The sequence below is a fragment of the Roseivirga seohaensis genome (genome assembly GCF_001592945.1).
GTDB classification, from domain to species: Bacteria; Bacteroidota; Bacteroidia; order Cytophagales; family Cyclobacteriaceae; genus Roseivirga; species Roseivirga seohaensis.
The window spans coordinates 1-25,249 of sequence record NZ_LRPB01000047.1 but is presented as its reverse complement, the minus strand read 5'-3'; the positions used below and the strand labels follow the sequence as shown (position 1 = coordinate 25,249).

Annotated in this window: 17 protein-coding genes; 9 read left to right on the top strand and 8 right to left on the bottom strand. The window is 39.9% G+C overall.

All coding sequences use genetic code 11. The features are described from left to right. Positions 1-13 precede the first annotated feature (13 nt). From AWW67_RS13575 to AWW67_RS13565, 3 genes are read right to left on the bottom strand one after another with little or no spacing between them, the layout of a single operon-like run. Positions 14-2,851, bottom strand: a complete 2,838-nt coding sequence (locus AWW67_RS13575; protein WP_062302411.1) for a PD-(D/E)XK nuclease family protein — start codon at positions 2,849-2,851, stop codon at positions 14-16. Then, a complete protein-coding gene (locus tag AWW67_RS13570; RefSeq protein WP_062302410.1) occupies positions 2,848-5,991 on the bottom strand; it encodes a UvrD-helicase domain-containing protein in 3,144 nt (1,047 codons plus the stop codon). Before AWW67_RS13570 ends, AWW67_RS13575 begins: the two co-directional genes overlap by 4 nt. 60 nt (positions 5,992-6,051) lie before the next feature. Continuing rightward, positions 6,052-9,156 (bottom strand): T9SS type B sorting domain-containing protein, encoded by a 3,105-nt coding sequence (locus tag AWW67_RS13565; protein WP_141655460.1) that lies wholly within the window; start codon positions 9,154-9,156, stop codon positions 6,052-6,054. A 202-nt stretch (positions 9,157-9,358) separates the two neighbouring features. Between AWW67_RS13565 and AWW67_RS13560 the strand changes: the two genes are divergently transcribed. From AWW67_RS13560 to AWW67_RS13545, 4 genes are all read left to right on the top strand, one after another. Continuing rightward, the gene (locus AWW67_RS13560; protein WP_053221924.1) at positions 9,359-9,748 is read left to right on the top strand and encodes a DUF3127 domain-containing protein; all 390 of its coding nucleotides are present in this window, start codon (positions 9,359-9,361) and stop codon (positions 9,746-9,748) included. A 1-nt stretch (position 9,749) separates the two neighbouring features. Then, positions 9,750-10,949, top strand: coding sequence for an L-2-hydroxyglutarate dehydrogenase (gene lhgD / locus AWW67_RS13555; protein WP_062302407.1), 1,200 nt, complete (start codon positions 9,750-9,752; stop codon positions 10,947-10,949). Positions 10,950-11,060: 111 nt separating this feature from the next. Then, entirely contained in the window at positions 11,061-12,173 is a 1,113-nt protein-coding gene (locus AWW67_RS13550; protein WP_062302406.1) for a fatty acid desaturase family protein, read from the top strand. Between the two features lie 39 nt (positions 12,174-12,212). Further along, a complete protein-coding gene (locus AWW67_RS13545; protein ID WP_053221921.1) occupies positions 12,213-12,689 on the top strand; it encodes an SRPBCC family protein in 477 nt (158 codons plus the stop codon). Here the strand turns inward: AWW67_RS13545 and AWW67_RS13540 are convergent. Next, positions 12,686-13,651: a YheT family hydrolase gene (locus AWW67_RS13540; protein WP_062302404.1), complete on the bottom strand. Its 966-nt coding sequence runs from the start codon at positions 13,649-13,651 to the stop codon at positions 12,686-12,688. The two genes, AWW67_RS13545 and AWW67_RS13540, sit on opposite strands and share 4 nt — an antisense overlap. 312 nt (positions 13,652-13,963) lie before the next feature. Between AWW67_RS13540 and AWW67_RS13535 the strand changes: the two genes are divergently transcribed. Further along, positions 13,964-14,581: a deoxynucleoside kinase gene (locus AWW67_RS13535; RefSeq protein ID WP_053221918.1), complete on the top strand. Its 618-nt coding sequence runs from the start codon at positions 13,964-13,966 to the stop codon at positions 14,579-14,581. Between the two features lie 142 nt (positions 14,582-14,723). Here AWW67_RS13535 and AWW67_RS13530 read toward each other — a convergent pair whose 3' ends face one another. Then, positions 14,724-16,211: a YfcC family protein gene (locus AWW67_RS13530; protein WP_062302403.1), complete on the bottom strand. Its 1,488-nt coding sequence runs from the start codon at positions 16,209-16,211 to the stop codon at positions 14,724-14,726. Between the two features lie 131 nt (positions 16,212-16,342). Between AWW67_RS13530 and AWW67_RS13525 the strand changes: the two genes are divergently transcribed. The 4 genes from AWW67_RS13525 to AWW67_RS13510 all read left to right on the top strand — a co-directional run bounded on the left by AWW67_RS13525 (position 16,343) and on the right by AWW67_RS13510 (position 19,520). Next, positions 16,343-16,537, top strand: a complete 195-nt coding sequence (locus AWW67_RS13525) for a YwbE family protein (protein WP_053221916.1) — start codon at positions 16,343-16,345, stop codon at positions 16,535-16,537. Continuing rightward, positions 16,534-17,067: a GNAT family N-acetyltransferase gene (locus AWW67_RS13520; protein ID WP_062302401.1), complete on the top strand. Its 534-nt coding sequence runs from the start codon at positions 16,534-16,536 to the stop codon at positions 17,065-17,067. Before AWW67_RS13525 ends, AWW67_RS13520 begins: the two co-directional genes overlap by 4 nt. A gap of 43 nt (positions 17,068-17,110) precedes the next feature. Continuing rightward, a complete protein-coding gene (locus AWW67_RS13515; protein WP_311316224.1) occupies positions 17,111-18,091 on the top strand; it encodes an NADPH:quinone oxidoreductase family protein in 981 nt (326 codons plus the stop codon). 76 nt (positions 18,092-18,167) lie between these two features. Beyond that, positions 18,168-19,520: a DEAD/DEAH box helicase gene (locus AWW67_RS13510; RefSeq protein WP_062302398.1), complete on the top strand. Its 1,353-nt coding sequence runs from the start codon at positions 18,168-18,170 to the stop codon at positions 19,518-19,520. Between the two features lie 280 nt (positions 19,521-19,800). Here the strand turns inward: AWW67_RS13510 and AWW67_RS13505 are convergent, their stop codons facing one another. The 3 genes from AWW67_RS13505 to AWW67_RS13495 form a co-directional block, all read right to left on the bottom strand. Next, positions 19,801-21,540, bottom strand: coding sequence for a M14 family metallopeptidase (locus tag AWW67_RS13505; RefSeq protein ID WP_053221912.1), 1,740 nt, complete (start codon positions 21,538-21,540; stop codon positions 19,801-19,803). A gap of 8 nt (positions 21,541-21,548) precedes the next feature. Further along, a complete protein-coding gene (locus AWW67_RS13500; protein WP_053221911.1) occupies positions 21,549-23,168 on the bottom strand; it encodes a M14 family metallopeptidase in 1,620 nt (539 codons plus the stop codon). Between the two features lie 247 nt (positions 23,169-23,415). Further along, the coding region (locus AWW67_RS13495; protein WP_141655459.1) for a T9SS type A sorting domain-containing protein at positions 23,416-25,249 on the bottom strand (1,834 nt) is incomplete at its 5' end.

Genomic DNA, 25,249 nt, shown 5'->3' with positions numbered 1-25,249 from the left:
ACACACCAATACATCACCCTCCCCTTTTACACAACTGCTGAAATTCGCAATATCCACAACGCTTTAAGTCATCGGTTTGGGCGAATGGAATGGCTGGGTCGTAAATTTCGCGCACCAAGTTTTGAAGTTTTTCTTCAAACATAGTAATGGTATCAGCAGGAATGGTTTGGCCATCTCGGAGCCACTGGGTGCCTTCGCTCAACTTACGCATACTCGTAATGCCCACTTTTACTGGAAGGTCAAAATGACCTTTGGTGAGCACCGCATAGAGATAACCCTGGAAGCCAGACTTGTATTTTGGGTCATCAAAATACTTATCGATATAAGCCTGCGGATCTTTATACATCAGCGTTTTGCTTACAAACTCTACCTTACCCGTTTTATAATCTGTAATGCGTAGCTCGCCAGACTTTTCATCCATTCGGTCGATCGTACCGCTGACCCTGACTTTGCCAATTCCATCAATGGCCACCAGTGTTTCAAATTCTTCTGCTTCCAGACCAATCACTTTAAAAGGAGCTTCTTGCGCATCTAAATCCAATACTTTTTGAATCATTTGCTCCATCACCTGTTTGGTCACCAAATCTCTACCCGACAGTTGCTGGTTTTCTTGAATGATTTTGTTTCGTTCTAAAGAGTCAATCAACTGCTTTTCCACCAAGCCCTTGAGCAAACGAATTTGCTCCGCACCAATTTCTCTGTTTAGCCAAGGTTTGTATAAAAACTCAAGCACCTCATGCACTACAATACCAAGGTTTCGTGCATCAATGTCTTCATCCAAATCATCCAATTCTCTAAAACTGGCTACGTTTTTTAGGTAGAACTTTAGCGGACAGGTAATGTAATTGGTAAGGGAAGTAGGTGACAAGAACTTACCCTCCTCTGTGCCCTGTAAAAAGCGACTCAGCAGCTTATTTACCTCAGGCCCTTTCGGTATCGAAATCTCATTCGAATTGATAGCTTTCGGAATAAGGCCTTCATACGATTTCTCTAGAATGGTATAATGCTCCAGCTTTTTGTAACGCTTTAGCTGCTGTAGAATAAAACGGCTCCTTTCCCCTGTCGAATCGCCTTGTGTAGTATTATCATAAACAAAATGCATCTCTTCCGCTCTTTGCAATAATCGCTTAAAGTGATAAGCATAAATGGCATCTTGCTCCTCGAAAGTGGGCAATTGAAACACCTTTCTTAAACCATAAGGAATGTAAGAATTTGAGTTTCTGGTGGTCGGAAGTTTTCCTTCGTTGGCCGAAACCACAATGAGGTGTTTAAAATCTAGGGTTCTGGTTTCTAGGAAACCCATTACCTGAACGCCTTGCACTGGTTCGCCCTCAAAAGGTATTTTCACTGCCCTGAAATGCTCTTGAATGATTTTTTTGATCAACCTTAAGGAAAAGGTCTCTTTCTGCCTTAGGTAGTCGTTCAGCTGATTGAGCGACTTGAGGAAGAAATAGATAAACTCACGATCCGTCAGTCCACTATCCTTCTCTTTAAAATCATAGAATGCGGCTGTAAGGTAAGCTTTTAAGGCATTCGCAATGTCTTCCCATTGCTTACCTGCTTTGAGCAAGGCTTGCAACTGACTCGACTTTACTTTATCCAGCAATTCGTTCAAGCCAATTTTGGTTTTCTTTTCCCGAACAAACCATTCGTTCAATTGCTGATAAATACCTTCGTGAAAAAGCGCGGTGTAGGCATTAGAAAGAAAAGGTCGAAGGTCATAAGTATGAAAAACCAAACCTTGGTCGGTGGTTTGTGCCTTTCGCATCAACTCTAAATAACACAACACAAAATCGAAAACGATGGTGGACTTCATTGGGTAGCCCATCGTTACATTGACCTTATGGTCGTGTAGTGGCATGGCGTAAAGGAAAGGCACCAGCAGCTTTTCATCGGCCAATACAATAGCAGTTTCTTCTGGCTTGGCGCCTTGGTGAATGAGTTCTCCTGCCAACTTTGCAGCCAAATGCGCTTGCGCCATATTTTGCGGCACAGCATGCACATGTACCGTTTTGGGATCACTTAAAGAATCAGCATCGAACCAAATGCTGTCGGGCCACTTGGTTCGGTATTCCCGCATAAAATCGCCAGCCTCTTCCTTCTTCTCCACCATGAAGTAGTTATCGGTATCCCAATAGAGTTGGGCACGCTTGGCTTTTACCAAGGCATCAAAAATTACTTCTTCGGACTTTGAAAGGGCATTGAAACCGCAAAAATGATAATACTCAAAAGGATGCTCAAAGTGGTCTTGACTGAGTACCGAAGCCAAATTTCGGTACAGCATACCGCCATAGGCCTTTTCTTCTTTCAGTAATTCACCTTGAAAATCTTCATACACCGCACCAACCTCTTTCCAGATTTTCAAAAACTCAGTGAGCAGTTTCGTCTTGTCTTGCTTTTCCGTCAGGGTTCTAAAACGGGCAATGATCTCTCTGAATTCGTCATTATAGCCGAAAACATGGTCAATTTCTTTAATATTCTGTAAGTCGGAATAGATTTGTTTGGCGTTGGCCAAGTAGCGGTCTATCTCATCATAATCTTTTAAAATCACTTTGCCCCATGCATAGAAAGCATCGAATTCTAAATCATTATCTCGCTTTTGGTAAATTTTGAAAAGGTGAAAAAGCAGTGTGAGTTCATCCGTAATGGACAAGCCCGTCATGCGTTGCACGAAATCTTCAATACTGAAAATTGTAGGCAGCATAAAGTCATGATGACCGTATTTTTGAAGTAAGGCGCGCTTAAAGAAAACGCCTCCACGTTTGGTAGGAAACACAAAGCAATGGCCTTTCAACTGTTGCAAGTCGCTTTCCTGAATTTGCTCTACTATAAGGTGGTGGAAGGTTTTCATGATAAAGTTACCTCCTTCACTATCACTGGTTCTACATAGATTAAATGACCGGAGACCTGCTCAAAACCAAGGGCTTTCATGGCGTTCATATAGCGTTTCACTTGTTCATGATGGGCTGGACTTTCCTTTTCCTTTTTATAGTCGATAATCACTGCCTCTTTTCCTTTAATCAGTAGCCTATCTGGTTTATGGGCTTTGCCTTCGAACCAAATTTCTCTTTCATTGAAAACCTCATAGTCATCAGAGAACCAGACACTGATTTTTGGATCCTCAAAAAGCCTAAGGATTCGATCTTTCACCAACGCTATTGCATTATAGTCCAACTCCCCAGCTTGTAAAAACTGCCTTAAAACCATTTCTAAATCTTCCTTTACCCGAATGGCAGAAAGTACTTCGTGCACCTGATTTCCTAAACTTATGTTCTGCGCTTCTTCGGTTTCTTGCAGCATAAAAAAACGTTCTGAATCATTGCGGATGGTCAGTTGATTGAGGAAGGAAACTTGAGGATAAATGCCAATCGCAACTGATGCATCTATTTCTTCTCCACTTCCTATTTTTTGACCATCAGTACCCAAACTGAACTGCGTGAAAGTAGATTCTTCTTGACAAAGCAATCCAATTTCAGGAAGTAAATCCAGTAGAAACTCATGGATTCTAGAACTGCCAGCCTTCTTTGGCATTGGCCCTGCTAAATAGAGTTTCTCTCTGGGGCGTGTAAAAGCCACATAAGTTTTATTGAGAATATCCAGCGCACTTTCTGTTGCTTCGGTATAATAGTCTTCTTGAAAATGAGATTTAAGCAATGTGCTTTTACTGAAATCTAGCGGAATGTACTGAAGCGATTGGTACTGCTCAGGTATATTCTTCGTCCAAAACTGATGTGTGTTAGCATTCGGCAAAATATCCCAATTGGTAAAGGGAATAAACACAATAGGCGATTCCAGCCCCTTAGATTTATGAATCGTCAGAATTCGTATGGCATTGGTTTTCTCACTTGTGGCTACGGTTTGATTATCTCCTTCCTTATCCCACCATTCTAAAAAAGTATTGATGGAATTGGCGCCACGCTGCGACTGCTCAAGAATAACATCCAAAAGCTGTTGCAAGTACACATCTGCCTTCTTTTCGATGTCGAACATGAGCAATAACTCGCTCACCAAGTCAAAAAGTGCATACTGCTTTATTTCGTATTGTCTGGTTAGGAACTCTTGGGGGAAACCCGCTTCTTCCAAAGTCATTCGTTCTCCTTTTCCGCGCAGCATTACAGCTTGCTCTGGAATATCGTTCAACCTAAAGAAAAGACTGATGAGGTTAAGCATGAGCACTTCATCCTTACCCGATTGTAAATAGCGGAGTAATTCCAGCACAAATAAAACCGATTCGCTCTGTTGAAGTTTGAGCGATTCACCATTGATAAATGGAATTTTCTCACTTAGAAAAGCAGTGGCTATATCTGAAATTTCCTTGTTACGATTCACCAAAATAAGCATATCGCTCAGTGAAAAACCCTTTTGTTGGTTTTCTCTAATTTGAATTAGAAGGTCCTTAACAGATTGTGCTTGCCAATTTTCGTCTTCCTCATCGGAAGAAGAATAATAGCGCATTTGCACATAACCGCCTTCTCCTCCTTGAATTTGTTGCTCGTGGTTTTCATAGGCTTGGGTAAACAAGGTTGTGTCATGCAAGGACTCGTTTTTACCGAAAGCTTCTGGCAATTTTCCGAACAAGTTATTATTGAAGTTGACGATACTGCTCAAACTTCGCCAGTTGTCATTCAGCACCTGATCGGCTTCTTTAGGATAAAAAGCACCTAGCTCCTCCTTCACTTGGGAAAGTAATAAACGCATATTCCCGCCCCTAAAACGGTAAATGGACTGCTTGACATCGCCAACAATCAGCACTTCATTGTCTTCTGAAAGGGCGTTGATGATCAAAGGTTTGAGATTATTCCACTGAAAATTGGAGGTATCCTGAAACTCATCAATCATAATATGCTTGTAAAAACTACCGAGCTTTTCGAAAATGAAAGGCGCATCGGCTTGCTCTAGAATATCTTTGAGAATGATGTTCGTATCCGAAATAAGCATCACATTATGCTCATCGCGGTATTCTTTTAAATACTTATTCAGTTCTTCCAGCAAACCAAAAGCATACACGTTTTTAAGGATTGCTTTTGCGGAATTGTAGTCAAATAATTTGTTTTCAATCAAGTCAAGTGCTTCCGTCCCCAATTGGTGAAGCAAGTTTTCTCCCAGTGCATTGGCCTCATCAAAGTTGGAACTCTTCTTTGCCCCCCAAGGCATATCGCCATTAAGCGTTTGTAAAAAGCGCTTTTTCTCATCAATATCCATTTGGAGTTTCAGCATGGCATTAAAAGCCGCCATAGCCCCACCAGTACCATAATGAAAATCAGTAATTACTAAACCGTTTTTCTCAAGGGCATCTAAGGCCTGATTCCCTATTGACTTGTAGGCCGACTCAAAAGACTTAATATCGGACCTGAGTGATTCAATGATCGTTTTAAGTTCATCGAAACTGAGGTTTAGTCCACTGAAACCGTCTTGAAAAGATTCAGTGAAGAGATTCTTGCCAAGCTTTTCAATCTGCTGATCTACGTTCCATGATTTATCGCTTTCAATTTGCTCTTTGGCATATTGAGTAAGCCATTGCCGCACTTCTTTATTGTCATCCAAGCTTTTGAAAAGCTCATTCATGGCTTCTTGCAAGGCCATGGAGGTATTCATTTCTACTTCATAACTGAGGGGCAAATCCAATTCTCTGGCAAAAGACTTGAGCACCCTAGAAAAGAAACTGTCGATGGTGGACACTTCAAACCGACCATAATTATGAATGATGAGGTCATAAGCTTCCTCGGCCCTTTGTTGAATGTTGAGTGGAGTGAGTTCTGCGGCCAGTTCGGTGGCTAATATTTTGAACAGCTGTGTTTCCTTGCCCGCTCCCATTTCTTCCAAAGCCTTGAGAATACGGGTTTTCATTTCTTCCGTAGCCTTATTGGTAAAGGTAATGGCCAAGATATGTTTGAAGTCTTGTGGCCTTTTAATCAGCAACTTGACATATTCCTTTACGAGTGTAAAGGTTTTACCCGAACCTGCAGAAGATTTATAAACCGTTAATGCCAAAATAATAAGTTTTCAGTCCAATGCTGAAATTAAAGAAAGGCATTGATTTGTGAACGAAGTCTAGCGAAAAACTTTCAGTGTGCCTCGTCTGGTTTCTTCAAAGCTTACACCGTTTAAGGCACCCGCATAGAAAATAATGTAGCTGTACTGCCCGTCTTGAACCTTGGTTCCTTTATACCTTCCATCCCAGCCTTTGGTGATGTCTTCTGTAGAGAAAATGATTTCTCCCCACTTATTGAAGATTTGCATGCTGTATTGAAGTTCGCAGTCGGTTACGGGTTTAAACTCATCGTTTACACCGTCATTATTAGGGCTAAAGGCATTGGGAATAAATATTTTAGGAAAACGCTCTTCCACATCAAAGTCCATTACTGTTTCGCAACCACTGGCATCTCTAATCGTCAGCGAATAAGCCCCTTGAGAGAAATCACTTCCTTCTTGAGAATCAATATTTGGTTTATTACTCCAGTAAAATTGGTAGTCTGGCGTTCCTCCTTTGGCTTCTATGTAAGTCGTTCCATTTGCAGCTTGCGGACAAATGGGAAGATTTAAGAAAGACTCCAAGAAAGGTTCTAAAGCGGGAGGTTCGGTAATCGTATAAGTTCTTGAAACCTGACAGCCATTGGCATCGGTAACCGTAACGGCATAACCACCTGCTGGTAAATTCGTGATCACAGGATCACTGTAGGTTTTATCAAAATTCACTCCCACTACTTTAATCGAGTATTTTCCTTGTGCATTCGGTGTTCCACCTGTGATGTTTAAACTAATACTTCCATTGGTTTCCGAAAAACACCTTACTGGTAAAATTGAGCCGTCAGTAACTGTTAAAGGAGTCGGTTCTGTAATGGTATATGTTTGAGTAATTTCACAGCCCGCAGCATCTGTAATGGTGGCTTCATAATTACCTGAGGCAAGTCCAGAAACCGAAAGGCCTGTCATTCCATTATCCCAAGTAGCTGTATAGTTACCTGGTTTTCCGCCAGTTACCGTGAGGTCAATCGCTCCATTTTTTAATCCAAAGCAGGAGATGTTAGTAATATTGGCAACTGGCTTAATTTCTGAATAAATAATAACTGGCAAATACTCAGAATATCCATCGCAATCGGCAACCAAGGGGTTGGATTCTAAAAACCTGACCTTGCCATTTCCAACTCCATTCCATTTCACTTTTATCTCGTTGCCCGTGTTAATACCGTCAACAAAGGTTCCTCCGATTACTTCCCAAGTGTAAACAGAACCGTTGGTTTGCGGTGTAGAGTAAATAACTTCTTGAAATTCTGTAAAACAAACCTCTGATTTGCCTGTAGGTAAAGGGGGAGCAAGTTCTTTATTGATTTTCACTGGAATTTCCAGTGTATCGCCTATACAGCCCAAGGCATTTTTCGGTACTACTTTCAAGAAGGCATTGTCATTGGGCGCCCCCCATGACACTTGAATTTGATCTGTACCTTGACCGCTGGTGATTTGACCATCGGCCGAAATAATCCATTCGTAGGTATTTTCATCTGCACCTACCACAGAATAATCAATCAAATTAACATCTGGGCAAACCGACTGTGGCCCTACGATTTCAGTGGCCTCCACTTCCAATATAGTGACCTGTTTTGTGAAAACTTCTGAATTACCACAGCTGCCTTCACCGTTGGAAGCAATTACTCTGATTACATAATCACCGGGTGTAGTGTACGCATGGTTCACCTCTTCACCTGTGGCCATTGCACCATCATCAAAATGCCAATCGAAAACTGTATAAAGCGGGTCTTCGCCCGGTATAGTTTCAAACTGAATTTTAAAATCAATATTTGAATTTAAACAGCCTTCATTGGATATAATGTTAAGGTTGGCATCGGCCAGTAAAAGTTGAGCATTAAGGTTTTCGAGGCTGGCGCCCGCTGAATAGCCGAATGACTCTTTGTCGCCATAGCCGTAAACATAGGCGATTACTCCTTCAGGAGCGGTTAATCGATGGTTTCCTTGGGCAATATTAAACGATGCATAGGCCGCATCACCTTCTATTTTAAATTTGTCCGTAACATCTACCCCATCCAAAAAAACATCTTTAACGGCATCTTTGGTCGTTATTAGGGTCAAATAATAATTAGAAATGACTTGTACGGCAAAGGCATTAAAAGTCACAGATTTGATTCTTTGTTCAAGGGGGCTCACAATAATCATAAATGGGTCAGCAAATACTCCATCACATTCCTGACTTCTGCTAAACTGAGCTACAGTAATAGGCTTATCTGCTGAAATAGTTCTTACTCCCTCTAATTTCTCAAATACTCTTACTTCACCAGCCTGAAGAATAACTGTTTGCGACATCTTTGAAATCACCACTCTGGTGTCATTTTCAGAGGCGATGATCTTTACGTAATCTCCTCCTTTTCTTGTTTCGTAAGGGACAAAAAGGAAGTTTTCTCCCCAAGTAGAAACAGGAAACATTTGTTCATAGAGGTGATCATGATAAGGGCCACAGCCTCCAACATTGGTAAATTTATTCCCTCCGAAAACGGCAATACTCTTACAGTCGGAACTATTCTGACTCACAGTGCGCACATAAGAGCCACTTAAATCTTCATCTGACTTGACCTGATAGGTTTCACCAGCATTAAGAGTAATGGTTTGAGGAATACCTTTTAACCAGCCATTATAAGTAGTACCAGTTGGGGTAATTTCAATTTGCGTATCATCTTCAGAAGCAACCACTAAAAACTCAGACTCCAAATCACTCCCTGTTCCATCACCTGGCGGCTCTCTATGCGCCACCACATAATATTCATTTCCTAAAGCAGGCGTAGGTAATATTACCGCAGCATCGGCACTGGCCTGACGTTTATTTAATGCATATAATGAAATAGGGTTATCAGAAGTAACATGAATACCGAAACCGTGTTTACCCTCATCTGTTGGCATAAGGTTTATTGGAAGAATTACTTTTTTAGAAACCCCTGGATCAACGGTTACTGTAACATTGAAAACATCGCGTGGTGTCTGTATTGTTACTGAAGTAGATTTTTCGGCACTGATATAAATCTCAATGGATTCTGCCTGATTATTATCCATAAACCCAAACCAGAAATCTCTACCCTCGGTAGTAACTTGGGCATTTACCGATAGGGCAATGCATAGCAGTCCAAAAAAAGATAGAATTAGCCTCCTCAACGTAGTCTTGTCAATAATAGTAGTTAGTCAAACTTGGGTCAATATGAGTATTTTCATTAATTAAAAGAAGTATTCACCACACCTATTCTCGCCTCTTATGACATAAGTTTTAAAAAAAGGTTTTAAGCCTAATCAAATTATAGTTGCGATTTGAATTTGCATCTTGACTATTTAATCAATTGTTTTGAGCAAAATTTAGAAAATGGAACTCAAAGCTAAACTCCTCGAAATATTCCCAACCCAACAAGTATCTGCCTCTTTCAGAAAAAGAGAGTTTGTTGTAGAATATGCTGAAAACCCACAATACCCTGAATATGTGAAGTTTGAAGCCATTCAAGATAAATGTGATCTTTTAGACAGTTTCAAACCCAACCAAACAGTGAACGTAAGTTTCAACCTAAAAGGAAGAAAATGGACAGATGCTCAAGGTCAGGTAAAATATTTCAATTCTTTACAAGCTTGGAGAATTACTCCTGAATCGGCTGGGCAAAGTGCAGCGCCTCAAGCCAACGGAAATACGCCTCCTCCTCCATCTGCAAGCGATGAGCCAGATTGGTTAAATAGTGATAGTTCAGACGACTTACCGTTCTAAGATGAAATACGATGTGATTGTTATTGGTGGTGGCATTGTAGGTTTAGCAACGGCCTTTCAAACCTTAAAGAAAAAACCTAACCTTAAGCTCCTTCTTCTTGAAAAAGAAGGTGCCTTGGCAGCACATCAAACTGGAAATAACAGCGGTGTAATTCACTCTGGTTTGTACTACAAGCCCGGAAGTTTAAAAGCCACAAACTGCATTAATGGCTACCATATGCTGATTGATTTTTGCGATCAAGAAGGTATTCCTTACGAACTATGTGGGAAAATTGTGGTAGCCACTGATGACTTTCAAAAACCACTATTAGAAAACCTATATCAGCGAGGTTTACAAAACGGCTTAGACAAAATTTCGAGAATTTCTATCGAAGAAATGAATGAAATTGAACCGCATGTAAAAGGAATCGCAGCCCTCAATGTTCCCTATACGGGCATTGTAGATTACAAACTGGTAGCCGAAAAATACGGTGAGAAAATCAAGGAATTGGGTGGTGAAATTAGATTAAACACCAAGGTAACTGCCATTTCTGATCGAGGTCAATATTCGAATGTTTCTACCGATGACAGCTCATTTGAGGCCAAGCTTGTAATCAACTGTTGTGGTTTGTATTCGGATAAAATTGCTAGAAAAACTTCCGAAGATGTAGACTTAAAAATCATTCCTTTTAGGGGTGAGTATTTTAAGTTGAAACCAGAAAAGGAATATTTAGTAAAGCATTTGATTTACCCCGTTCCCGATCCCAACTTCCCCTTCTTAGGCGTTCATTTCACAAGAATGATGAAAGGCGGAATTGAAGCGGGACCTAATGCTGTTTTGGCTTTCAGACGTGAAGGCTACAAAAAATCGCAAATTCATTTGGGCGAATTGGCCGAATCATTAATGTGGCCGGGCTTCCAAAAAGTAGCCATGAAGTACTGGAAAACGGGTTTTGGCGAAATGTACCGTTCTTTCAGCAAAGCTGCATTTACCAAGGCCCTGCAGAAGTTAATTCCAGAAATTCAATCTGATGATTTGATTGATGGCGGTGCGGGTGTTCGTGCACAGGCTTGCGACAGAACTGGCGGTTTGTTAGATGACTTTTCCATTATAGAAACCAAACAGGCCATTAACGTATGTAATGCGCCTTCGCCAGCAGCTACTTCGTCTTTATCTATTGGTAATTCCATTTCAGACTTAGCTTTAAAGCGTTTTGACTGAGTGGATTGAAACCCAAAAATGAATTGGTTCACCGATAATCAAAACTTTGGCTGAACTTCACCAACTAAACTCAATTCGCATTACTTTTGTATCAAAGTAAAAAAATCCGTTATGAGTACTCCTGCTGTTAAATTCAATACCCAAGACAGACCCGAATTTGTTACTGAACTTAGAAAAAACGTAAACGGATATTTTAAAGAAAACAACATTTCTAAGCAGGCCAACACTACCATGAAAGTGAAAACTGCTTTCATGATTTGCTTATACTTCATTCCGCTAGCTATACTATTATCAGGCACAGTAAACACTTTTTGGCCAATGATGGGCATTTGGTTCTTGATGAGCATGGGCATGTCTGGCATTGGCTTATCTGTAATGCACGATGCCAATCACGGAGCTTATTCTAACAAGAAAACTGTAAATCAATTTTTCGGTTTCTTGGTCAACTTTTTAGGTGCTTACCATATCAACTGGAAAATTCAACACAATGTACTCCACCATTCCTTTACCAATGTAGAAGGTTATGATGAAGACTTTGAGAATCCGGTAATGCGCTTATCACCAAGCCAGCCGCGCAAAAAAGGCTATAAATTCCAGGCCTTTTATGCCCCTTTTGTTTACGGATTGCTGACATTGAATTGGCTTTTCAGCAAGGATTTCAAACAACTGATTGACTATAACAAAAAGAACTTATTAGTAGGTCAAGGCCTTACGCTGAAAAAAGCAATTTGGCGCTTGAGCTTCTACAAAGTGGGATACATTGTACTTACGGTAGTTTTGCCCATTCTCATTGTAGATTTACCTTGGTGGCAAGTGTTGCTCGGCTTCTTAATGATGCAGTTTATCTCTGGTCTTATTCTAGCACTTATTTTCCAACCTGCCCATGTGATTGAAGAAACCGATTTCTTTACTCCAAATGCAGAAGGTAGCATGGAAAACAACTGGGCGATTCACCAGTTGAGAACTACCGCTAATTTTGCCAATGGCAGCCGTTGGTTTTCTTGGTATGTAGGTGGGTTGAATTATCAAATCGAACATCATCTTTTCCCAAATATCTGTCACGTTCATTACAGAAACATTTCCAAAATAGTAAAGCAAACGGCCGAGAAATACGGCATTCCTTACTATCAACACAAAACTTTTTATCATGCCTTAAAAAGCCACTTTAGCTTGTTGCATGATTTAGGTACAGGGAAATATGATCAGAAATTAGGGAAAGCATAGTTTAACTTATGCTAATCGATTTAATTAATAACTTAAGATATGCCCTGCATAAAAATCGAAACCACCATTCACGCTCCGGTGCAACGGTGTTTTGATTTATCGAGAAGTATTGATCTTCATCAAATTTCTACGATTGAAACTAAGGAAAGAGCAATAGCAGGCAAAACTTCAGGCTTGATTGGCTTGAATGAAACGGTAACTTGGCAAGCCAAACACTTTGGCATCACTCAAAAACTCACTTCCAAAATTACGGTTTTTAACAGCCCACATTACTTTGTAGATGAAATGGTGAAAGGAGCTTTCAAATCATTCAAGCATGAACATCATTTTGAAGAAATTAACGGGCAAACCCAAATGAAAGATCGGTTCGATTACACCTCTCCCCTAGGTATTCTTGGCAAACTCTTCGACAGCATTGTTTTAGAAAAATACATGTTCAAGCTTCTTGAGAAAAGAAACCAAGTCATTAAAGAATATGCCGAATCGGAAAAATGGAAGCAGGTACTGCTCAATTAACCTTTCTCTTCATTCAAAAATTCAAGAGCCCTAAGTTCTGAATAAGTAAACTCACTTTTAGCCAGGATAAAGCCTACATGTCCTCCTCTTTTTGGGGTTTCTAGATACAGGTTTGGCATTTCTTCTGCCAACTGGTATGGGTAGCAATTCCCTTCTAGCAATGGGTCGTTGAGTGCATTAATGAGTAAAATGGGAACTTCAATATTTTTAATGAAAGGATAAGGATCGCAAAATTCATAAAACTCTTTCGCATCCTTAAAACCATGAATAGGGCCAGAATAAAGGTTATCAAATTCCTTAAGCGTTTTTACCGTATCCATTCGGCTTACATCAATTTCAGGAAATTGTATGGCCTTCTTCTTTATCTTCTCTCTAAGCTTTACAAGGAATTTCTGTTCATACACCTTATTCACCCTAAGGTTTAAAGTAGCCGCACTTTCAGTCAGAGAACAAGGTGCACTAATGGCCACCGCGCCTTTCACATTTTTCGGCAATGGAAAATCTGACTCCCCCAAATAACGGAGTGTTTGTCCCCCTCCCATGCTAATACCAACAAGGCCAATTTGATCGTAGTCGTACTTTTGATTGGCATGCTCAATCACACTGCGTAAATCATAGCTGGCAGCATGGTGATAAAGGATTTTCTGACGATTCATTTCACCACTACAGGTTCTGTTGTTCCAAGCCAGAATATCCCAACCGTTCTGACCAAAAAGCTTTGCTAACCCAGTTACATAATGTCTTCCAGAATCTCCTTCCAGTCCGTGACTCACTACCAATAAGCGGTTATTCCCCTTTCTTACCCAATCAATATCCAAAAAATCATCATCAGGCGTTTCAATACGCTCTCTTTCATAACTAACACCCACCACCTTCCTTCTTATGCTTGGAATAATGGTTTCAAAATGGCCATTAAAGTAAAAGAATGGAGGACCTTGGTATTTCGAAGGAAGAATGGGCATGTGGTTTTTCTGAATATTTATAATCGATCGTGCAGATAACTCAGGAGGCAAATATCTACATTCCTAAACAAAAACCCTTAACACACTGATTCTAATTACATATAAAACCTAATCAGTTAAGAAGTAACATATTGTTAATCTTGAATTTACCACCAGGATACAGTCAAACTTTACCTTTAGCTCAATAAATAATCTCATCATATTTATTGGGTGTTTGTAAAAAAGGTCTGGTTTTCCACAGACTTTTTTTATGCAAAAAAGCCTGTTCAAAAGATGGCTAAGTTCTAACTTGCAGCCATTACTTTAGAACATATGCACGTAGCGATAGCAGGAAATATAGGGTCGGGTAAAACCACTTTAGCCCAGAAATTAGGAAAGGATTACAATTGGAATGTTGAACTGGAGTCGGTTGAGGATAACCCCTATCTCAAGGATTTTTATGAGGACATGAGCCGTTGGTCTTTCCACCTTCAGGTTTACTTTTTAAACAGTCGTTTTAAGCAAATTGCTGCCATTCAAGAATCTGTAAAAGGCACGATTCAAGACAGAACCATTTACGAAGACGCACATATTTTCGCTGCTAACCTAAAACAGTCGGGCTTTATAAGCGACAGAGACTATCAAAATTATTTAGAGCTGTTTAAATCTATGATCAAGTATGTGCAACCGCCAGATTTATTGATTTATCTTAAAGCAGACATCCCAAAACTTGTGGGCAATATTCAGAAGCGAGGAAGAGATTACGAGGAGTTGATTAGAATTGAGTACTTAAAAAACCTCAATTCGCACTATGAAAACTGGATTGGCAACTACGATATGGGTAAACTGCTCATTGTAGATGTAAACAACCTAGACTTTGTTAGCAAAGTAGAAGATTACTCGCTCATTGTTGAAAAAGTGAATCTAGAAATTAATGGGCTTTTTAGTTAATATTATAGTAACACTATGTATTGAAAAAATTACTATCTTGGTGGTGTATTCGCTATTGAAACTCTACTTTTTAATTGAAACTTATACAGTCCTGGTATTCTACCAGGACATTTTTTTTTGCCCTAACCCCAATACAATACGTTTAAACCAAATAGCCTACTGCTAAAATAGCCATACCAATAACGGCCATCATCAACATTGGGCGCCACACAAATTTGAGCCAAATATTATAAGGTACATTCACCATACTCAATGAAGGAAGAATAATTCCGGCTGGTGTTATAAACATCATAAGCCCAAAACCAAACACATAAGCATTCACGATTTCTTCCGTAGGAACGCCCACCACATTGGCCAAAGCACCCATAATGGGCATACTCACCAAGGCCAAGCCTGAAGATGAAGAAATGAAAAAGGCCAATACAAAGAACACCAACATCAGCACAGGCAAAAACACCAAGCCATCTACCCCACTCACCATGTTGGAAGCATAATTCAGGATGGTTCCTGAAATCTGTCCATCATTCATTACAATGGTAATACCACGTGCTACTCCAATAATTAGCGCTACTCCCAACAAATCTTTCGCGCCAGCAATAAAGGCATTCACAAAAGCATTTTCGCCCAAACGGATGATGAGACCTAAGAACAAGGCACTGACCAAAAACAGAGCTGTCATTTCTTCGAACCACCAACCCAAGCTAGAAACACCATACACCATTATCACGAAGGTTAGGCCAAAAAGCACTAAGAGCAATTGAGTTTTCAAATTCAGTTTTTCTGCCTGTTCAGATTTCTTCAATGCCGAAAATGGCTGCTTGATATCCATATTATATAAAAGCGACTGCTTGGGATCTTTCTTCACCCTTTCTGCATATCGCAACACATAAGTAATCACAACAATGCCTCCTAAAATAAACATCGCCAATCTACTGTAAATGCCCAATGTCCAACTTACGCCAGCTGCATCGGAAGCTATTATGGTTTCAAAAGGATTGATCATTGCGCCCATTAGGCCAATACAAGAACCTCCGTATAATGCTCCAACAGGCACTATTAGGTCATAACCAGCAGCTAGAAAAATGGGAACTAGAATAGGATAAAAGGCGATGGTTTCTTCCTGCATTCCAAAGGTTGTTCCTCCTATGGCAACCAAAACCATAACCGCTACAATCAGCCACTTTTCTCGCCCTTTCATTTTTTCTGAAAGTGAGGACAAACCTCGATCGAAAGCACCAGAAGCGGTAAAAACACCAATAAACCCTCCGATAATCAATACAAAAAGAATAATATCAATCGACTCGTAAATACCTTTGATTGGGGCATATACAATGGCCATTAAGCCTTGTGGGCTCGATTCCATTTCAGCGTAAGTATTTGGAATAGAAACAGGTTTTCTGATTTTCCCTTCCTCAAATTTAGAAAGCTCCATTTTCAGGTTTAGGCTATCTAAAACCGATTGACTTGCCTTTAAAGAAACGGTGTTCTCTTTGCCTTCAATAAGAAAATTACCTGCATCATAACTTAAGGTTGAAAAGCTTCCAGCCGGCATTAAAAAAGTGGCTATAGCACTTAGTATGATAATGATATACAGTACCGTAAACGGATTGGGGAACTTGAATTTCTTCATAAGGCAAGATTAAAAGCTTTAAGTTAAGGAATTTGAAGGATTGATCTCAACCTAAAGAAATGAGTTCTATTCAAGTTAAAATCTAGGCTAAGGCAAGCGTTTCATTATTTCGCTTTCGTTACATTTGCAAAATGGACGGAACCAACAGAGCGAACATAAAGCCGGGTATTGAGGTAAACATTGTGCTCAAACAAGACCAAAGAAGTGGAAAACTAACTCGAGGTGTTGTGAAAGATATTTTAACAAAATCTCCGAAACATACCCACGGTATTAAAGTGCGTTTAGAAGACGGCCAAGTAGGGCGCGTTAAAGAAATACTCGAATGAAAACTGGGTCTGCAATTATTAGAAAGTGCGAAGCAAAAGACTTAACACAACTGACCCAGTTTGCGCTCAAAACCTTTAAAGACACTTTTGAAAAAGACAACGACCCTAAAGATTTCAGTGCCTATATTGAAAAGGCCATAACAGAAGAAAAACTAGGTCAAGAAATGGCTAATGAAGGCTCTGACTTCTATTTTTTGGAGCTTGAAGACCAAGTGATAGGCTATATAAAACTGAACTTCACTCCTTTTCAATCAGATATTAACGACCCAAAAAGTATAGAGCTTGAGCGCGCCTATGTAGATATAGATTTTCATGGCCAAGGTTATGGTAAAATGCTTTTCGATTTCATTGTTCAGCAGGCCAAATCACATCAAGTTGAATACATTTGGTTAGGCGTTTGGGAGCGAAACGCAAAAGCCATTGCCTTCTATAAACAGCTGGGCTTCTATAAATTTGCAGAACACCCTTTTAAGCTGGGTACCGATAAACAAAAAGATCATTTAATGCGCTGCGACTTGCCTTTGTCTTAAATCTTGGTTAATCTGAACGAGCAAGTCTAAACTGATAATTTGAATGATGAAAGCTCTACTTTGCCATGAATTTGGTTCTACAGAAAACCTAAAGCTCACCACCACTGAAAGCCCAAAACCACAAAAAGGTCAGTTGGTCATTTCTGTAAAGGCATGTGGTGTTAACTTCCCCGATAGTCTTATTATTCAAAATAAATATCAGTTTAAACCTGAATTACCTTTTGCTCCTGGAGGCGAAGTAGCGGGCATTGTAAAAGAGATTGGTGAAGGAATTGACCATTTGAAAGTGGGCGACCGTGTTTTCTCGCTCACAGGCTGGGGAGGTTTTGCAGAAGAAGTTTTGGCAGATAGCTATAAAACCCTACCCATTCCCGAAGGAATGAACTTTATTACAGCGGCTACCACCATGTACACCTGTGGCACTTCACTTCACGCCTTAAAACAAAGGGCTCAATTAAAAGAAGGCGAAACACTTTTGGTTTTGGGCGCAGCAGGTGGTGTAGGTTTAGCCGCTGTTCAAATCGGGAAGTTGATGGGCGCCAGAGTGATTGCCGCAGCTTCAACAGACGAAAAGCTGGCCTTATGTAAGGAAAAAGGAGCAGATGAAGTCATTAATTACAGCACCGAAGACCTTAGGGAAAGAATAAAAGCACTGACCGACAACCGAGGTGTAGATGTAGTTTACGATCCCGTAGGCGATCGTTTTTCAGAACCTGCAGTACGTTCATTGGCTTGGCAAGGACGTTATTTAGTAGTGGGTTTTGCGGGAGGTTCACCAGCTTCTATTCCTTTGAATTTACCACTTCTGAAAGGCGCTTCTATTGTAGGCGTATTTTGGGGAGCCTTTGCGCAGAAACAGCCAAAAGACAGCATGGCCAATTTTCATCAGATACTCAGTTGGATCAAAACTGGCCAACTGCAGCAGCATATCCATAAACAATACCCGCTTAATCAAGGTGCTGAAGCCATTCAAGACTTGATGGAAAGAAAAGTGATGGGTAAGAATGTGGTTGTGATTGATTAAAATACTTTACTAGAAGATTTTCGGCCTTACTAATTGCTAATTAAGATATCCCTATTTTTGCAAAAATATTTTCTTCATGGATAACTTTGAATCGCTTAACCTTTCTACTCCGCTTCGGAACGCCATTGATGATCTAAATTTTGAAAAGCCTACTCCTATTCAGGCAGAAGCCTTTCCTATGGTCTTATCTGGAAAAGACTTGGTGGGAATTGCGCAAACAGGCACGGGAAAAACCTTCGCTTACATGCTTCCTTCCCTGCGCGACCTGAAGTTTTCTAAACAAACTACACCACGTATTTTGGTGGTTGTTCCAACTCGTGAATTGGTACTACAGGTAGTGGAACAAACCAAGCTATTGGCCAAATACATGAATGTTCGTGTTTTGGGAGTTTATGGTGGAGTGAATATCAAAACGCATATGGCTGAAGCGCTCGAAGGATGCGATATTCTAGTAGCCACGCCTGGCCGACTGTATGATTTAGTACTGAGCAAAGCACTTTCCTTAAAAAGCATTAACAAATTAATTATAGATGAGGTGGATGTAATGCTCGATTTGGGCTTTAGATTTCAGCTTCAGAATATTTTCGATTTACTTCCAGAAAGAAGGCAGAACATTATGTTTTCGGCCACTATGACGGACGAAGTAGATGCGTTAATTAATGATTATTTCATTACCCCCGCTAAAATTTCAATAGCTGTAAGCGGAACTCCACTCGATAATATAGCCCAACAATGTTACCCAGTACTTAACTTTTATACCAAAGCCAACCTTCTGAAATATCTGTTAGAAGATACAGCTGAGTTTAAAAAAGTATTGGTTTTTGTGGCGAATAAAAAGGCAGCCGATAGGCTTTATGAGTTATTAGAAGAAACGTTCATGTCGAAAGTTGGGGTAATTCACTCTAACAAATCGCAGAACTACCGAATCAGATCTATCGAAGATTTTGATCAGGGTAACACACGGATTTTAGTAGCTACCGATGTGATTGCCCGTGGCTTGGATTTAGAGCAGATCACCCATGTCATCAACTTCGATACCCCTAATTTTCCTGAAAACTACATGCACAGAATTGGTAGAACCGGCCGAGCTGAGCATCAAGGGAAAAGCATTTTATTCTACACAGAAAAAGAAGAAGCCGACAAAGAGGCTATTGAATTGTTAATGGGTTATGAAATACCTACGCTTCCTTTTCCAGAAGAGGTGCCAGTAACCAGAAAGTTAACTCCTGAAGAACAGCCAGTGGTAATTGAAGTCCATAAAAACCACAAGCAATCTAAGCATGTACCAGGCCCTGCTTTCCACGAAAAAAAAGAAAAGAACCAAAAGGAAAATCAAGGCGGATCTTATAAAAGAAAAATTGAAGCGAAATATAAAAAGCCTAGAACTCGAGGAGATAAAAATCAAATCAAAAAGAATAAGAGAAGGTAGGCTCTTCTGGCTGTATTTATAATTGTTATCAATTCCTGACATTAAAACAGTACATTGAAGAAAATTCAGAAACTATGGCCAAATCTCAGGACGCAAAAAAGTCTACCAAAAAAGAAGCATTAAAAACACCCAAAGAAAAGAAAGAAGCAAAAAGAGAAAAGAAGGGGAAAAAGAGCTATAGCTAGTGAGAATTTAAAAATACTTTCTAACCAAGCAATAGAGTATAAAAAAACCGGAGTCTCCTCCGGTTTTTTATTTATGTAATTTCAATAGAAATAGCTTAGTTGGTTACAATACCACCTTTAGCGCTATCTACAGTGATTTTCGGAGTACCTTTTCCTGATACAATCCAACGCAAGGTAACAGTGCTGTTGCCAGGGATGTTTTCCAACACCATTTTAGCTGGATCGACTTTTTGTTCTGTACTAAGCCCTAAATCTAAATCTTGAACAATCATACCGACTTGAACATCCACACCAGAAATGGTTACATAATCAGGTCTTTCGATTTTATACTTCAAATCCTGTGAAGCATGGGTCGGCATCATTCTATCGTTTTTGATAACAGCGGTAATCTCTCTTAACCCTCCACCTAAATCTTTTTCAGTCACTTTATCTATGCTCAATAGCGGCATATGATGCGCATGATATAAAGCAAAAGACATGTTTCTGTGAAGTTCTTCTTCTAACAAGAATCCAGGGGTAGCTCTTCCAAAGTTTTTCTTGAAACCTCCAATTTCTACCTCACCATAAGTTGGGTGGTTATAAGGAGCCCAAGGAGTAAAAGCATCACCTGCTAATAATTCTTTATCAAAGTCATAACCCTCATCTCTTCCGCCACGCTCATTTTTATAGTAAGCGAAGCTAGTGAAGATCTCATTAGTGAAAGTATAAATACCTCTGCTTCCGTAGAACCAATCTAACTCTCCACCAAATACAGAGTATAAATCTTTGTATACGGTTAAGTAACGGTAGCCTGGTAGCATTTTCTGTCCTTTCATACCAATGGCATCGTAAATTCTAAGGTCAGCACGGTTGTACGTAGCTAAATCTTCTTCAGCCCCAGGGCCTCTTAAAATCATACCTCCAGAATTGTGGAAACTTTGGGCTCCAGCAATATTAGGATGAGCCATAACAAAATCAGCTACAGCACGGTTTTCAGGTGCACTGAAAGGGTACATTAAGGCACCACGCTGAATATAATCAGGTTGCCATTTCCATGCCCAGTCTCTGTTCGGATCATAAACGCCCGGTCGGTCTTCATTCACTCTACCGTCACCATCGTTATCAATTCCTTCAGAACCCAACATTTCGTAACGTTGTGCAGTAGTAACATCATCTGGTCCAATTTGGAGCATTTTTCGTGGATCAAGCGGGTCTACGATAAAATCGCCATACTCACTTTTTCTACGCATACTGGTAACAGAGCCATCACCATCCAGATCATCAAGACCATCTTCGTCTACTAAACCATCACGATCATCATCCAAAGGCATCATACCTGAACGAGGAGAACTGCCCGTGTTCGCTTGTTGCATATAATGATTCCTTGCATCTGGGTTGATGGTTGGAACAATATAGAAGATACGATTATCGAGCATATCAGTAATGTAGTCTACATCACCATAGTTTTCTGTTAAGTACCAAGCGGTATAAATAGAAATTTCAGCTCCTTGAATTTCATTAGAGTGAATATTACCATCAATATAATATCCAGGCTTTCTGTCTGCGATTCCTTTTTTGAAGTTCGTAATCTGAAGCATCCAAAGATCACGTCCTTCATAAGATTTACCTATAGAAATACGCTTTACCAAATCTGGGTGAGCAGCAGCTATTTTTTTTGATAACTCGGCCAATCCTTCAGAAGTATAATAGCGATTAAAGGCAATGTTTACCTTAGGGTTGTGAGGCGAGCCTGCTGCCCTAAAAACTTCATCGGCATTCTGAGCAAAACTGGTTACTGGCAGTGTTAAACCTACCATGATTAAACCAGCGAATAAGTTTGATATATATCTTTTCATCGGTTTTATTATTTAAGGTTTACAGTAACATTGTCAATACCTGCATGTGGAGCACCAGCTTCGATTTGAACCGATCCTTTTCCTTTAACAAGCCAAGTAAATTGTTGCGATCCATCGCCCTCAAGGTTATTAATTGTCATAATTCTTCGTCCAGAAATCACTTCTTGATCCTTACCAAGCTTCACTTCAACTACTATTGGTCTTAACCAACGCGAACGGGTTCCCATTTGCGTATGGGTAGGCAATGTACCTGCATTGTAAACGTCTACTGTTATTCTTGTCATTCCTTTACCTACGGCTTCAGACTTAAGATTTATCAATTTAACGTCTGCCTGCATCCCTACTAATTCAACAATAAAATCATTGTTCTTTTTAGAAGCATCTGCCACCATTGACATTGGAGGGTTGTTCATTTTAAATGGTGCAATACCACCTACTTCTACTTTTTGGTTTGGAAAATCAGGGTGACTGATTTCTTTCCAATCAACAAAATAGTTGCTTAGATTTTCTTGCGCTGCCCATCTTAAGAAGTTTACTTCTTGGTTTTTGTCTTTATTGGCTACTGCTCCTTCTTCATCTTTTACAGTAGGTGCCCACCAACCTGGTGTACCTAAACTCAATCTTCCGAAGTGGAAATATGCCCATTGTAAGAAATCACCACCTTGTTCGCCAGAAGCAGGTGCGTTTTTCATTCCTGTAGTTTTGTTATAAGCATCTGAAATGAATTTGTTCAAATCAGCATCATCGCTCAAAACACTGGTCACCACTCTTTTTGAGGCTCCAGCACGGTTAAATCTCCAAGGGCTTGAAAGGTTATTGCCTGGGCCAAATGTGAAAACACCATAAAGGTTCCACTTAGTGTAGAGTAAGTCTAACAAGGCTCTGTTTTCTTTTTCAGATACAGAGTGTTCTCCTGCACCCGCTACAAAATATGGATACTCATAAGTTAAATTTTTTCTGAAATGAATTCCGCCTTCGCCATCTTCATTGAAGTTACCATCTTTGTCATTATCCATTCCTTCGGTAAATATTTTGTATTTACCTTTTTCACCTTCTGCTTTGTTAGCTTTAATCATTACACGGCTATCTGCAGGGTGAGTAATCCAGTCACCAGTAGCATCTTCAACACGCATCCAAGTAATAATACCGTCACCGTTTAAATCTTCAAATGGATCTTCATTCAATTTTCCATCACGATCGTCATCGGTTTGTTTTGCGTTGCCACTTCTTTCGTATTTCAAGCTTGCGAAATACTGTTCGGTAGCATCAGGGCTCATGTTTGGGAAAACATAAAAAGTAGTATTCTCTAAAACACTCGCATTATCCTTCACAATACCTTCAGCAAAGCGCACGGCCATTTCTACTCCAAGAATATGAGCACCTTCTACCCCACCAACAACGGCCATAGCTGGTTTGCTATCTACATCGCCTTTGCCAAGGGTCAGCATCCAAATGTCTTTGCCTCCATCGGTTTTTGTGATTGATTCTAATTTTACATCGGGTGAAGACCCGGCCAACTGCTTCAGTCTTTGTGCAAGCTGATTAGCGTTGTTGTAGTCTTGGGCTTGAAGTGAAACACTAAATAAAAATAGTGCCCCTAATACCCATTTTTTGACTTTCTGGTTCATAGGCTAATTAATAGTTTGTTCAATTAAACCATGAGTTTACGTAAAAAATAGGGTTCAAAAAATCGTGGATTACTAAAGACATTCAATTCCTCTGTTGAATGGTATTAGATCGGGTTAGGTGGGAAAGGCTAAGGCGGGAGAGTTAAAGTGAATTATAAAGCCCAATTCGTCAACACCACATTAATTAAAAACAGAAAACCGAAGTCTCCCCCGGTTTTCTGTCTCAAACAATAAGGTTCAAAACTTTCTATCTGAAAATCATCAGTTTCTTTCTTACCACACCAATCTCAGACTTTACCAATACAATGTAAATGCCCTGAACATAATTACTAACCTCAACATCGTGAGTCAAATGTCTAATATTCGACCTCTTATAGAGACCATGTCCAGATTCATTAAATATTGAAACCTCTACAGGTCTTCCATTGTACTGACTCAAATCTATTGTGATACGATCATTAGCAGGATTTGGATAGATACTTACTGCTACCTCGTCAATAAATCCATTATCAATTGAGGTTACAACTTCGGCTACGGCAACTACTGATTTAATACCAGAACCTCCATTATAGCTAATTACAATATCACCAGAATAAGTCTTGGCTTCTGTAGGAGCAAAACTTACGGTGATCGATTTACTTGCAGATGGAGCTATTGCGTCAATCGTTGCCGGGCCTGTAAAACCATCTGGATAGGTAATTGAACTCACTTCCATTACACCATCACCATCGTTGAGTATTGAAATTTCTAGTGTAGAGGTTTCCCCTACATTGGTGGTTTCAGCACTTTGACCGCCTTCAATCCTTAAAATTGCCTCTGCTTGATTTGTGATTGTGATGATAAAGTTATCTTCGAACGACAAGCCTCCAACATCAGTAGCTTTGATTCTAACTGAATAAGATGCTTTAGCTTCAAAATCAAATGATGATTTGGCAGCCAACTTATTACCAACGATTTCAAATGATGCATTATCTGTGTCTCCAGAACCTGAAACCAAAGTATAGCTATGTGTATCTCCAGCATCTTGGTCCGCAGTAGTCAATTGACCTATTTCACCACCTACCTCATTATTTTCCTCTATGGAGGTATTATTGATGAATAATTCAGTCGGTGCTTCATTAACATTCGTAACTGAGATCGTCACGTTTTGGGTAGCCTCGTTCAGTCCATCATTTGCTTTTACTTGAATAGTATAACTGCTCTTCGTCTCAAAGTCTGGTGATGTCTTGAAGGTTACTACACCTGAAGCGATATCGAAGAAATCTTCATCATTTCCCGTACCTAAGCTGTAAGTAATATCATTAGCATCGGTGGCAACAATAGTGTAAGCTGTACCTGTGCCGTTTTCAGCATAATTTACCGCAGTTGCTGAAGTAAATACTGGAGGAATTTCATCTACATCAATGATTGTAATTGTTACAGTTTGAGCAGACTCGTTTGAGCCATCATTCGCTTTTACTTGAATAGTATAACTACTCTTCGTCTCAAAATCTGGAGATGCCTTAAAGGTTACTACACCCTCTGTTAGGTTGAAAAATGATTCATCATTTCCCGTGCCTAAACTATAAGTAATATCATTCGCATCTGTGGCAACAATGGTGTAGGCTGTACCTGTTTCATTTTCTGTATAAGTTACAGTAGTTGGTGAAGTGAATACAGGCGGTGTTATATCGTTTACAGTGATGTTAAAAATTTGTGTGGCAGAACCTCCAAACCCATCATCCACCCGAAGTTCAACGCCCTTTATACCTGATTGATAAATAGCAGTGCCACTGAGTAGATAGTTCTCCTCTATTGTGATTTTTCTGACTCTGTAGTTTACTGTAGAAACATAAATGTTATCATTAGAATCTACAGTCAATCCAATTGGCCCTGAAATACCAGCTTCTAAAGCATTCCCATCTGAGTAACTACCTTGTCCATTGCCTGCAATAGTTGAAACATCTCCCGAACTGGTGATTTTCCTTACTCGGTTATTGCCCCAATCAGCTACAAAAAGATTATCATGTGAATCAAAATCCAATGCCTTTGGCTCGAAAAACATTGCATTTTGGCTATCTCCATCAAGAAAGCCTTCTACA

Coding starts and splice junctions, on each gene's coding strand:
- AWW67_RS13515 (WP_311316224.1), top strand. CDS start 17,111: ATGATGAAAGCTCTACTTTGCCATGAATTTGGTTCTACAGAAAACCTA.
- AWW67_RS13560 (WP_053221924.1), top strand. CDS start 9,359: ATGGAACTCAAAGCTAAACTCCTCGAAATATTCCCAACCCAACAAGTA.
- AWW67_RS13550 (WP_062302406.1), top strand. CDS start 11,061: ATGAGTACTCCTGCTGTTAAATTCAATACCCAAGACAGACCCGAATTT.
- AWW67_RS13545 (WP_053221921.1), top strand. CDS start 12,213: ATGCCCTGCATAAAAATCGAAACCACCATTCACGCTCCGGTGCAACGG.
- AWW67_RS13500 (WP_053221911.1), bottom strand. CDS start 23,168: ATGAACCAGAAAGTCAAAAAATGGGTATTAGGGGCACTATTTTTATTT.
- AWW67_RS13535 (WP_053221918.1), top strand. CDS start 13,964: ATGCACGTAGCGATAGCAGGAAATATAGGGTCGGGTAAAACCACTTTA.
- AWW67_RS13525 (WP_053221916.1), top strand. CDS start 16,343: ATGGACGGAACCAACAGAGCGAACATAAAGCCGGGTATTGAGGTAAAC.
- AWW67_RS13530 (WP_062302403.1), bottom strand. CDS start 16,211: ATGAAGAAATTCAAGTTCCCCAATCCGTTTACGGTACTGTATATCATT.
- AWW67_RS13505 (WP_053221912.1), bottom strand. CDS start 21,540: ATGAAAAGATATATATCAAACTTATTCGCTGGTTTAATCATGGTAGGT.
- AWW67_RS13520 (WP_062302401.1), top strand. CDS start 16,534: ATGAAAACTGGGTCTGCAATTATTAGAAAGTGCGAAGCAAAAGACTTA.
- lhgD (WP_062302407.1), top strand. CDS start 9,750: ATGAAATACGATGTGATTGTTATTGGTGGTGGCATTGTAGGTTTAGCA.
- AWW67_RS13540 (WP_062302404.1), bottom strand. CDS start 13,651: ATGCCCATTCTTCCTTCGAAATACCAAGGTCCTCCATTCTTTTACTTT.
- AWW67_RS13575 (WP_062302411.1), bottom strand. CDS start 2,851: ATGAAAACCTTCCACCACCTTATAGTAGAGCAAATTCAGGAAAGCGAC.
- AWW67_RS13510 (WP_062302398.1), top strand. CDS start 18,168: ATGGATAACTTTGAATCGCTTAACCTTTCTACTCCGCTTCGGAACGCC.